Here is an 11,568-nt window from a genome sequence, read left to right as displayed (position 1 = left end):
AGTGAAGCCGCTCTATATGGCGCTCCACACCTATACGCGCTGGAAACTGAACGAGAAATATGGCGACGCGGTGCAGCCCAAGACCGGCCCGATCCGCGCCGACCTGCTCGGCAATATGTGGGCGCAGGAATGGGGCAATATCTACCCGCTCGTTGCGCCCGTGGGGTCGGGCGATCTCGGCTATGACGTCGGCGAACTGCTGACCGCGCAGGGCAAGTCGCCGCTCGACATGGTCAAGATCGGCGAGAATTTCTACTCGTCCCTCGGCATGGCGCCGCTCCCTGAAACCTTCTGGAAGCGGAGCATGTTCACCAAGCCCGCCGACCGCGAAGTCGTCTGCCACGCGTCGGCGTGGGACATCGACAACAAGGACGACATCCGCATCAAGATGTGCATCAAAGTGAATGCCGACGACTTCACCACGATCCACCACGAGCTCGGCCACAATTATTACCAGCGCGCCTATAAGGATCAGCCGTTCCTCTATCTGAACGGCGCCAACGATGGCTTTCACGAGGCGATCGGCGACTTCGTTGCGCTGTCGATCACGCCGCAATATCTGGTCGACATCGGCTTGCTCGACAAAGCCAAGGTGCCGAGCGCCGACAAGGACATCGGGCTGCTCTTGCGACAGGCGATGGACAAGGTCGCCTTCCTGCCGTTCGGCCTGCTGGTCGACCGCTGGCGCTGGGGCGTGTTCGACGGCACGATCAAGCCCGCCGCGTACAACACTGCCTGGACCCAGCTACGCACCCAGTATCAGGGCATTGTCCCGCCGGGCGAGCGACCGGCGAACGCCTTTGATGCGGGCGCGAAATTCCACATTCCGGGCAACACCCCCTACACCCGCTATTTCCTCGCGCGCATCCTGCAGTTCCAGTTCTACGAAGCCGCGTGCAAGCAGGCGGGCTGGACCGGGCCGCTGCACCGCTGCTCCTTTTACGGCAACAAGGAGGTTGGCGCGAAGCTGAACGCGATGCTCGAAATGGGGGCGTCGAAGCCCTGGCCCGACGCACTCGAAGCCTTTACCGGCACCCGCGAAATGTCGGGCAACGCGATGGCGGATTATTTCGCGCCGCTGAAGACCTGGCTCGACGAACAGAACAAGGGCAAACCGCAGGGGTGGTAATCACCTCCTAGTGGTAAATTTTTCTGGCCGGGAAGCGTGCTTCCCGGCCGCTTTCATTGCGCTTCGATTGTCTGTTTGAATCGCGCGAGCCGGGCGCTTGCCGACGCCGCGTGGGGGCCGATCCAGCGGTCGTGGATGTCCTGGATGGGCATGGCGTTGAGATGGTTCCAGCGCTCCCGCCCGCGGCGTTCGGCAATCACCAGTCCGGCCTCTTCCAGCACCTTCAGATGCTGCATCACGGTGCAGCGGTCGAGTTCGGGGAAGTGTGCGCACAATGCCCCGGTCGTGAGCGGTTGGTCCTTGAGATCGTCGAGAATCTGCCGCCGAACCGACGAAGCCAGCGCCTTGAACACCGCGTCATATTGGTCGTGAATTGACATGTTATTAATTTATAACATAAAAGAATACGACTCAAGCGGAGAGTGATAATGGAACTGAAATTTCGAGTTGCGGCGCGGATCGCGAAGCCGGTGCATCAGGTTTTCGAGGCTGTCGCCAACCCCGCGCAGCTGTCTGAATATTTCACCACCGGCGGTGCGCAGGGTCGGCTGGAAACCGGAGCGACCGTAACATGGGACTTCCATGATTTTCCCGGCGCCTTCCCGGTTTATGTGATCGAGGTCGTCGCGAACGAAAAAATCGTGCTGGAATGGCAAGCCAGCGAGGGCGAGGCGCCGAATGTCGCGGACGGCGAACTGACGGACGCGGATTACCGCACCCGGGTAACGATGAGCTTCACCGGACTCGACGACGGCCGGACGCTGGTCGAGATTGCCGAGGAGGGCTGGCGCGAAAATCAGGGCGCTCTGGGCGCGAGCTATGGCAATTGTCAGGGCTGGTCGCAGATGCTGTGTGCGCTGAAAGTGTGGATCGAGCACGGCATCCATTTGCGCGCCGACATGTATCGCTGAACGGGCGCGTCTGCGGAGAGATACCCGGTACATCTTCGCGGTGGCATTCGGCGATCGGGGCGGCGATGAAACGCGTTGCGATGCAACGAAAGGCAACCGTGTGAAGCGCGTATTCCTGGCCGTCGCCGGCCTGTTTCTGGGCACCGGGACGGCGCAAGCCGCGACGTGCGAAGATAGTTTTGTCAAAAGCGGCAGTCCCGTGACGGGGTTGCGTTTTGTCGCGACGACGACAGTGCCGAACATGAGCATGGCAAGCGCGGTCGGACAGATAAACGGGATCGTCGCCGCGAAAGGCTATGCGATCCTGGCTGCCGAGCCGGACAGCGGCGCGATGCTGATCGAGCCGCCCGCGACCGGCAAGTCGCGGCCCTTTCCGATCGAGATTGCCGCCGACGGCACGGGGACGGTGCGCATGGAGGCGAAGCTGCGCGCCGGGATGGGTATCCCCGATGCAGCAGCCAAAGCCGAAATGTGCGGCATCCTGACCCAGCTGAAAGGTGGCAAGGCGGGCGAGGCGCTCGCGGCCAAGGGGCTGGGCGCGACCAGCGCCCCCGGCGCGCCCATCCGCATGAGCGTGCTGCGTTTTTCGCAGGACATCACCGGACAGGCCGACAAGAACAACGCCGCTGTGCAAAAACGATATGAAGGGCGGCAATTCACCCTTTATGGGCCGGTATCCTATGTCGGGCCGGTGCGCGATACGTACCGCGTCGAATGGAAGCTGCTTTCAAATGTGTTGACCGATCTGGTTCCCGGCCGGGCATCGGCGGGCTTTTCGGTCAATTGCGTGCTCGCGAAGGGGCAGGGCGTTTATGCGTTGCAGCTGAAGCCGGACAAGCATGTCGAACTGACTGGCACGTTTGACCAGCTGGATTACGGGCGGTCGTCGGTCTGGCTGAAAGATTGCCGCCCGGTGAAGTAGGGCGCTGGCGGTCGCTAGCCCATCCTCCCCGTGCCGGGGAGGATCGTTGACCACCGATCCGGTGTCTTGCCGCCGCCTTACCGGAACGGCGGCTCGTTGAACGCCCGCAGCTTTCGGCTGTGCAGCTTGGCGCCCTCGTCGCGCATCGTCTCGCACGCGCGGATGCCGATCTGGAGGTGGGCGGCGATGGCTTCTTCGTAAAAGCGGTTCGCCTGCCCGGGCAGCTTGAGTTCGCCATGGAGCGGCTTGTCGCTGACGCAAAGCAACGTGCCATAGGGGACGCGGAAGCGATACCCCTGCGCGGCGATCGTCGCCGATTCCATGTCGATGCCGATAGCGCGCGACTGCGAAAAGCGCAGCGCGCTGTCGGTATAGCGCAGCTCCCAATTGCGGTCGTCGGTGGTGACGACGGTGCCCGTCCGCATCCGCTTTTTGAGGTCGGCGCCGGTGGCGCCCGAAACACTCTCGGCCGCGGTGGCGAGCGCGACCTGCACTTCGGCGATCGGCGGGATCGGGATTTCGGGGGGCAGGACGCTGTCGAGGATATGATCGTCGCGCAGATATGCGTGGGCGAGGACATAGTCGCCGATGCGCTGGCTGGGGCGCAGCCCGCCGCAATGGCCGATCATCAGCCACGCCTCGGGCCGCAGCACCGCGAGATGGTCGCAGATCGTTTTCGCGTTCGAGGGACCGACGCCGATGTTGACGAGCGTGATGCCGCCGCCGTCGGGGGCGATCAGGTGATAGGCGGGCATCTGGTGGCGCCGCCACGCGCTGTCGGCGACGAGCGCGCTGGCGTTGACGCCGGGCTGGTCGACATAAAGTCCCGCCGCGCCGGCGAGCGCGGTGTAGCGGCCCTGTCCGACCTGCGATCCTGCCCAGGCGACGAATTCGTCGACATAGCGGTGGTAGTTGGTGAACAAGATGTAGCGCTGAAAATGCTCGGGCGCGGTGCCGGTATAGTGGCGCAGGCGCGCGAGGCTGAAATCGGTGCGCAGCGCGTCGAACAGCGCGAGCGGCTGCGACTTCGCGGGGTCGGCGCCGAACAGGCCGTCGGCGAGTTCGTCGCCGATGTCGGCGAGCTCGGTGGTCGGGAAGTGGCGCGCGAGTTCGAGCGGGGTGACCCCGCCCATGTCCGACCCGTCGCTGGCGTCGAGCACATAGGGGAAAGGGATCTGCTGCCCGGTGCGCGTGACTTCGAGCGTGATGTCATAATGGCGCGCGAGCAGGCCGAGCTGGTCGCGCAGATAATCGGCGAACAGGTCGGGGCGCGTCACGGTGGTGACAAATACGCCCGCGCGCTCGAACTGGCCGAAGGCGAGATTATGCCCCTTTTGCCCTTCGCGCTGCTCGCCGGTGGTCGTCAGGCGGATTGCCGGATAGTCGAACAGTCCGGTGGCCGCGGCGTCGGAGGGCGGCAGCGTGCGATCACGGACATAGGCGGCGATGGCAGATTTGAGGTTGGCGACCGATGCGCGGAACCTGTCTTGCAGTTCGGCGATGACCTCTTCGACGAGGGCAGTGGGGTCGGCGGTTTCGTGCGATGAGTTGGATGTCATCGCGACGCTGTTGCACGAAATTGTGACAAAAGGGAAGGGGGGGCACACCGCCGCAGCACCAACTACTTGTCATCCCGGACTTGATCCGGGATCCATGACTTCAGCGCCGCAGTGGATCCCGGATCAAGTCCGGAATGACGCAGTGCGAAGGGGCAGCACCTTATCGCGCCGCCCCTCCCGATTTTCAGAGCTGTTCGAGCATATGGTCGGCGCTCGATACCTTGAATTCGCCCGGCGCTTCGACGTTGAGCTGTTCAACGACACCGTCGTTGACGATCATCGAGAAACGCTGGCCGCGCTTGCCCATGCCGAACGCCTTGCCGTCCATGGTGAGCCCGACCGCTTCGGCGAAATCGCCATTGCCGTCGGACAGCATGGTGACGGCATCGCCGGCGCTGGCGCTCTTGCCCCACGCGCCCATCACGAACGCATCGTTGACCGCGGTGCAGACGATTTCATCGACGCCCTTGGCTTTCAGCTCGTCGGCCTTTTCAACAAATCCCGGGAGGTGCTTGGCCGAGCAAGTCGGGGTGAAGGCGCCGGGGACCGAGAACAACGCGACCTTGCGGCCCTTGAAATATTCGGCGGTGCTGACCTGCTCGGGGCCGTTTTCGGTGACCTTTACAAAGGTGGCGTCGGGCAGCTTGTCGCCGGGCTGGATCGTCATGGTCGGCATCCTTTTCGTTGAGGGGATTTCTGGTCGGCGAGACATTGGGTCGGGCGGGGCGGGAGTCAAGGTTGGTGAAGGGGTGGGGGCGGGATTTTGGCGGGAATGATGGCTGACGGTCTGTTTTGCAGTTTGCCAGCGAAAGCCGGGGTCCAGAGCGTCATCACGCGACGTTTGCCTTCTAACGCCCTGTGCCCCGGCTTTCGCCGGGGAGCAGGGTGGCGGGTTTCCTTTCCAAAGCCATCCTCCGCCCACCAAAGATGCTGGACCACCCCGCCCATGCACTGCATGATGGCGCGATGGAGACTGACCCCATTTGGTTCACCGGCCAGCTGCTGCTCGCGCTGCCCGGGATTGGCGATCCCCGCTTCGAGCATTCGGTGATTGCGATGATCAGCCATGACGACGAGGGCGCGATGGGGATCGGGATTTCCGACCCGATGGCCGGGATGACCGTCGGCGCGGTGCTCGACCAGCTCGAAATCGCACATGACGATCCGCTCGAACAGCCGGTGTTTGTCGGTGGGCCGGTGGAGCCGTCGCGCGGGTTTGTGCTGCATAGCATGGACTGGGGTGGGCAGGAGGCCGTGCAGGTCAGCGATCGCTGGATGGTGTCGAGTTCGCACGACATCCTGCGCGCAATCGGCGAAGGGCGCGGGCCGTCGCGCTGGCTGATGGCGCTCGGCTATGCCGGATGGTCGGCGGGGCAACTGGAGGGCGAGATGGTGCGCCACGGCTGGCACGTCACCCCGGGCAGCGACGCCCTGCTGTTCGACACGCCGCCCGCCAAGCGCTGGCAGGCGGCGTTTGCCGAAGCGGGCGTGGACGCCCGCTTGCTGACAACCGAAGGCGGTGAGGCTTAGCGCGCGAGCGCGAGCAGCGGACGACCGGCGGCGAGATTGGCGCGCGCGGTGCGGGCGGCCCAGCGCGAATCGACATATTGGCCGTTGGCGAGTTCGAGGTCGTAACGGATCGGGCTGGCGAGGGCCGCGTCATAGGCGGCGGCGGCGTCACTGGTGCGACCCAGACGAGCGTAAGCGGTTCCGAGGTTGATCAGCCGCGAGGGGTCGCGGGCGTCGAGATTGGTTTCGCCGGTCAGCTTGGCGACAGCGGCGTGATTTTCACCAGCACGCAGCTCGGCATAAGCGACGGGCAGGGCCGTCGAATCGGCTTGCGGTCCGGTCACGACGATGATCGATTGCGCGGCAGCCGGGGTCGCAAAGGCCAAAGCGATCAGCGGCAGCAAACTTTTTTTCATTTCTCTATCTCCCCGAAAACTCTAGCCGATTTTCTGCCCCATCAGCGGAAAAGTCAATGTTTCCGGCGCTTTGTAACACTCGTGTCACAATAGCAAATTATGCTAATCGCACGGCGCATTATAAGTCAGGATTTTCAAAATCTTGGCTTGGCCGACTCGATGTCACAATTTCGTGGCATCGACTGTCACAATTGCGCCCGCTGAAAATAAATTTTCGCCCCGGTGCATTTTGCGCCCGCGATTCGCGCGTCCGCCGCGCTCGGCAGAGCGAGCGTCGATTACGATATAAAGAAAAGTTTATATTTGATCGGCGGCGCGCTTTGAGCTAGGGCGCGCAACATAATTACCTCATATTTCGGGGCCGCTCGCCTGCGGCCGAACTCGCCTACAGGAGACTCCATCGTGGCCACTCTCGCCGCCGACACCCGTGATTATGTCGTTGCCGACATCAACCTTGCAGATTTTGGTCGCAAGGAAATCAACATCGCCGAAACCGAAATGCCGGGCCTGATGGCGTTGCGCGAAGAGTTTGGTGCGTCGCAGCCGCTGAAGGGTGCAAAGATTGTCGGTTCGCTGCACATGACGATCCAGACCGCGGTGCTGATCGAAACGCTGACCGCGCTGGGCGCGCAGGTTCGCTGGGCCACGTGCAACATCTTCTCGACCCAGGATCATGCCGCGGCCGCGATCGCCGCGACGGGCGTCCCGGTGTTCGCGGTGAAGGGTGAAAGCCTGGCCGATTATTGGGACTATGTCGGCCGCATCTTCGACTGGGGCATCGAAGACGGGACGACCTGCAACCTGATCCTCGACGACGGCGGCGACGCCACAATGTTCGCATTGTGGGGCGCGAAGCTCGAAGCCGGTCAGGACATGCCCGCGCCCGAGAATGAAGAAGAGATCGAAATGCAGCGCGCGCTGAAGGCGTTTGTCGCCGCGAACCCCGGTTACCTGACCAAGACGGTCAAGGCGATCAAGGGCGTGTCGGAAGAAACGACGACCGGTGTCCACCGCCTGTACCACATCGCCAAGAAGGGCGAGCTGCCCTTCCCCGCGATCAACGTCAACGACAGCGTCACCAAGTCGAAGTTCGACAATCTCTATGGCTGTAAAGAGTCGCTGGTCGACGCGATCCGCCGCGGCACCGACGTGATGCTGGCAGGCAAGGTCGCCACGGTCGCCGGCTTTGGCGACGTCGGCAAGGGTTCGGCGCAGTCGCTCCGCAACGGCGGCGCGCGCGTCCTCGTCACCGAAATCGACCCGATCTGTGCGTTGCAGGCGGCGATGGAGGGCTTCGAAGTCGTCACGATGGACGAAGCCGTCAAGCGTTCGGACATCTTCGTCACCGCGACCGGCAACGCCGACGTGATCACCGCCGAACATATGGCGGCGATGAAGAATATGGCGATCGTCTGCAACATCGGCCACTTCGACAGCGAGATCCAGATCGCGGCACTCGCCAACTATAAATGGACCGAAGTGAAGCCGCAGGTCGATCTGGTCGAATTCCCGGACGGCAAGCAGATCATCATCCTGTCGAAGGGCCGCCTGGTGAACCTCGGCAATGCCACCGGCCACCCGTCGTTCGTGATGTCGGCAAGCTTCACCAACCAGACGCTGGCGCAGATCGAGCTGTGGACGCGCAGCGAGCAGTATAAGAACGACGTTTACGTCCTGCCCAAGCATCTCGACGAAAAGGTCGCGGCGCTGCACCTCGACAAGCTGGGCGTGAAGCTCAGCAAGCTGAGCCAGAAGCAGGCCGATTATATCGGCGTGCCGGTCGAAGGGCCGTTCAAGCCGGACCATTATCGGTATTGATTGCGTCGCCCGACGGTGATGCCAGCTGCGGCCCGCTCCTCACAGGGGAGCGGGCCGTTTTGCTTTCCGCGGCCAACGCTTTTTCCGCGCCAATGTGGCCAGAAAGCAACAGTTTGATGACAAATCCGCTAAGCGGTCGTTTTTAATAGAATTTGAAATGTTCGACTCTATCGTGTGGCTATGCGGGGAGGCTTTGCCTTCACAATAGAACCGGGGACGATAGATGAACAAAATTTCCAAAGCCGCTTTCGGCTTTTGCGTTTCGACGATTGCGCTCACGGCGTCGATCAGTGTTGCCCATGCACAGGATACCGCATCGGAAACGGTGGCATCAGAGAGCGAGCAACCGGCGGCGCAAGAGATCGTCGTTTCGGGAACGCGTATTCGCACCCAGCAATATGATTTTGCCAATCCGGTAGTGTCGGTGGATGCGGACGCTATCCAGGGCTCCGGCATCACCAACCTGACGCAGTTCCTTACCGAGCTTCCTGCGCTGAGTGGGTCCAATGATTCCAACGATGCTTCGGGGTCGAATGCCGGTATCGGCGGCGTCGGCCTCAACTTGCTGAATCTCCGCAATCTCGGAACGCAGCGCACACTGGTTCTGATCGATGGTCGGCGGCATGTTGCGGCAGTTCCGGGTTCGTCGTCGATCGACACCAATACGATTCCCATCGACCTGATCGAGCGGGTCGACATCGTGACCGGCGGCGCGTCGGCGATCTATGGCGCCGATGCGGTCAGCGGCGCCGTCAACTTCGTCATGAAGCGCAATTTCGACGGCCTTACTGCGCGGGCGCAGGCGGGCGTTTCAGAACAGGGTGACGGCACCGCCTATTTCGCGACGATTACCGGCGGCAAGAATTTCGCTGACGATCGCGGCAATTTTGCGCTGTCGCTGGAATATGGCCGCGACGATCGTTTCCTGCGCGAGCAGCGTCGTCGTTTGTTGCCGGAAAATTTCGTGACCTTCAGCGATAATCTCGACGATGTCGGCGACGACCCGAACGTTCCCGACCTTATTCCCTACCGCAATGTTCGCTATTTCGATTCCAATCCAGCGGGCGCGGTGGACGTTGATCTCGATTTCACGCCCGATTTCGTTGGCGACGGATCGGTGTTCGATCCCGGAACCTATGCAGGCGGAATTTTCCAGGTTGGGGGCAGCGGTACGCCCGTTTCGACCTATGGCGGTGAGATACTGCCACTGATCGAACGTTATGTGGCCAATGCCATATTCAACTATGAACTGAGCGACAATTTGCGGTTCTTTGCTCAAGGCAAATATGCACGCGTTGACTCATCGTCGGAGGGGCAGCCGACATTCGACTTTACGCTGTTGATCCCGACCGACAATGCCTTCATGCCGGCGAATATCCGCGATGCCGCTCAGGCAGCTGCCGGGGACTTCGGGGTTCTCGTCAATCGGGACAACCTCGACATCGGGCGGCGTGGCGAGTCCAATAAGCGCGAAACCTATCGGGGCGTTCTCGGGCTCGTGGGCGATATCTCCGAGAATTTGAATTTTGAGCTATCCTATGTTTATGGGCGCTCGGATTCGACGATCTTGCAAACGCGGACGCGCTTCAACGACCGCTTTTTTGCAGCGATTGATGCCGTCGACGAGGGCGCGTTTCTGAACGGCACGCCCAATGGCAACATCGTTTGTCGGTCGAATATCGCGCCCGCTGGCCTGAGCGATCAGCCCTTCTACAACTTCGTGAACAGTCCGTTTGCATTCGGCGATCAGCCACTGTCGTTCACACCGGGGCCAAACAGCGGCTGTATCCCCTTCAATGTTTTCAGTGAGACGCAGCAGCCCGGTGCGATTGATTTCCTGCTGACCAACGCCGTCGATCGCTCGCGCATCCAGCAGCATGTAGTCTCCGGTTCGATTTCGGGCACGTTCGGTGACAAGTTGAAGCTCTGGGGCGATGAGATCGGGTTCGCGGTCGGCGCCGAATATCGCAAGGAAAAAAGCGAATCCAATCCTGATCCCGTGAACACGACGGGCTTGACCTTCGGCAACGCCCTTTTCCCCGAAAAGGGGTCCTTTGACGTTAAAGAAATCTTTGGCGAGTTGCGGGTGCCTATTATCAGTGATCGCCCCGGTTTCCACGAGCTGACCGCCAATGGCGCGATCCGTATCGCCGATTATTCAACGATCGGGACGGCCACCACTTTCCAGGTGGGCGGCATATATGCGCCGATTCCCGACATTCGTTTCCGCGGCACCTATGCGCAGGCAGTGCGCGCTCCCAATATCGGCGAATTGTTCGGACCGGCGAACCAGACCTTCCTGTTCATTACCGATCCTTGCGCACCCGATAATATCGGTGACGGCTCCAGCACACGTGCCGCGAACTGTCAGGCGCTCTTCCAGCAGCTTGGCTTGTCAGCCCAGCAGGTCGCCGATTTTACGGGCGACACCAGCGCAAGCCTGCCCGGCCTTTCCGGCGGCAACCGCAATCTGACGGAAGAAACTGCAAAGACCATCACGGCTGGCGTTATTTTGCAGCCCCGGTTCATTCCAGGACTGACCCTGTCAGCCGATTATTATGATGTGAAAATCGAAGACGCCGTATCGACACCTTCGTTGACCACGGTCGCGGAACTTTGTGTCGATGCGCCGGATCTCGACAATGTTTTTTGTGAGGCGATTGACCGCAACCCGGGCACGAACACCGCCGCTCCCGGCGTCGTATCGGGTTTCCGGCTGCTGCCGCAAAATGTGGCGGAATTTACAACGCGCGGCGTTGATTTCTCGGCGCGCTATCGGTTCACGCCAAGGGCGAACATCGGCACCTTCCAACTTAGCGTCGTCGGCAATTACCTTGATCGCCTGACCTTTATTGCGACGCCCGGCGGCGATACTATCGACAGTCGCGGCACCGTAGACGCGCCGAAATGGCAAGTGAACGGTAATGTCAACTGGCAGCTGGATAAATTCGGACTTAACTATCGTGTCAATTATTTCAGCAAGACGCTCCGCTATAGCAAGCAGACGATCGCGGCCGATCCTGACATCGTTGCGCCGGAGTTTCTCAAGTTTAAGGCACGTTTCACACATGACGTTCAGGCGTCGATGGACGTCGATGATAATTTCACCTTCTACGCGGGGGTGAATAACTTGTTCGACCAGCAACCGGACGTCGGATCGACTTTCTATCCCGTCAGCGCGGTTGGTCGTTTTCTGTACTTTGGTTTCCGCACCAATCTTTGATGCGTGAGCTGGGCGCCGGGCTGGCCGCAAGAGCGGACATGCCCGGCGTCTCCCTGTTTTTTACGTATAACGCAAAGTGTC

General features: G+C 61.3%; 10 protein-coding genes and 1 pseudogene. 7 read left to right on the top strand and 4 right to left on the bottom strand.

Annotated features, from left to right (window positions below; all coding sequences use genetic code 11):
• Positions 1 to 1,129 (top strand): M2 family metallopeptidase (locus VGN68_RS05725; RefSeq protein ID WP_327474725.1); only part of this gene is annotated, 1,129 nt, incomplete at its 5' end.
• Between the two features lie 53 nt (positions 1,130 to 1,182).
• Here VGN68_RS05725 and VGN68_RS05720 read toward each other — a convergent pair.
• Positions 1,183 to 1,509 (bottom strand): metalloregulator ArsR/SmtB family transcription factor, encoded by a 327-nt coding sequence (locus VGN68_RS05720; RefSeq protein WP_327474723.1) that lies wholly within the window; start codon positions 1,507 to 1,509, stop codon positions 1,183 to 1,185.
• A gap of 48 nt (positions 1,510 to 1,557) precedes the next feature.
• On the opposite strand from VGN68_RS05720, the gene VGN68_RS05715 reads away from it, so the two are divergent.
• Together VGN68_RS05715 and VGN68_RS05710 are read left to right on the top strand one after the other, a co-directional pair.
• Positions 1,558 to 2,040 (top strand): SRPBCC family protein, encoded by a 483-nt coding sequence (locus VGN68_RS05715; RefSeq protein WP_327474721.1) that lies wholly within the window; start codon positions 1,558 to 1,560, stop codon positions 2,038 to 2,040.
• A 100-nt stretch (positions 2,041 to 2,140) separates the two neighbouring features.
• Entirely contained in the window at positions 2,141 to 2,962 is an 822-nt protein-coding gene (locus VGN68_RS05710) for a hypothetical protein (protein ID WP_327474719.1), read from the top strand.
• Between the two features lie 77 nt (positions 2,963 to 3,039).
• Here VGN68_RS05710 and VGN68_RS05705 read toward each other — a convergent pair whose 3' ends face one another.
• Together VGN68_RS05705 and VGN68_RS05700 are read right to left on the bottom strand one after the other, a co-directional pair.
• A complete protein-coding gene (locus tag VGN68_RS05705; RefSeq protein ID WP_327474718.1) occupies positions 3,040 to 4,521 on the bottom strand; it encodes an AMP nucleosidase in 1,482 nt (493 codons plus the stop codon).
• Between the two features lie 184 nt (positions 4,522 to 4,705).
• Entirely contained in the window at positions 4,706 to 5,188 is a 483-nt protein-coding gene (locus VGN68_RS05700) for a peroxiredoxin (protein ID WP_327474717.1), read from the bottom strand.
• Positions 5,189 to 5,487: 299 nt separating this feature from the next.
• Between VGN68_RS05700 and VGN68_RS05695 the strand changes: the two genes are divergently transcribed.
• Entirely contained in the window at positions 5,488 to 6,051 is a 564-nt protein-coding gene (locus VGN68_RS05695) for a YqgE/AlgH family protein (RefSeq protein WP_327474716.1), read from the top strand.
• On the opposite strand, the gene VGN68_RS05690 is transcribed toward VGN68_RS05695, so the two are convergent.
• Positions 6,048 to 6,446 (bottom strand): hypothetical protein, encoded by a 399-nt coding sequence (locus VGN68_RS05690; RefSeq protein ID WP_327474715.1) that lies wholly within the window; start codon positions 6,444 to 6,446, stop codon positions 6,048 to 6,050. The genes VGN68_RS05695 and VGN68_RS05690 overlap by 4 nt on opposite strands.
• 402 nt (positions 6,447 to 6,848) lie before the next feature.
• On the opposite strand from VGN68_RS05690, the gene ahcY reads away from it, so the two are divergent.
• The 3 genes and pseudogenes from ahcY (at position 6,849) to VGN68_RS05675 (ending at position 11,487) form a co-directional block, all read left to right on the top strand.
• Positions 6,849 to 8,264 (top strand): adenosylhomocysteinase, encoded by a 1,416-nt coding sequence (gene ahcY, locus VGN68_RS05685; protein WP_327474714.1) that lies wholly within the window; start codon positions 6,849 to 6,851, stop codon positions 8,262 to 8,264.
• A gap of 223 nt (positions 8,265 to 8,487) precedes the next feature.
• Positions 8,488 to 8,955, top strand: a pseudogene (locus VGN68_RS20525) (TonB-dependent receptor plug domain-containing protein); the annotation flags it as partial.
• A gap of 72 nt (positions 8,956 to 9,027) precedes the next feature.
• A complete protein-coding gene (locus VGN68_RS05675; RefSeq protein WP_327474712.1) occupies positions 9,028 to 11,487 on the top strand; it encodes a TonB-dependent receptor domain-containing protein in 2,460 nt (819 codons plus the stop codon).
• Positions 11,488 to 11,568: the final 81 nt, after the last annotated feature.

Origin of the sequence: Sphingopyxis sp. (assembly GCF_035998965.1) — a bacterium.
Taxonomy (GTDB): domain Bacteria; phylum Pseudomonadota; class Alphaproteobacteria; order Sphingomonadales; family Sphingomonadaceae; genus Sphingopyxis.
This window is presented reverse-complemented; position numbering and strand designations above follow the sequence as displayed.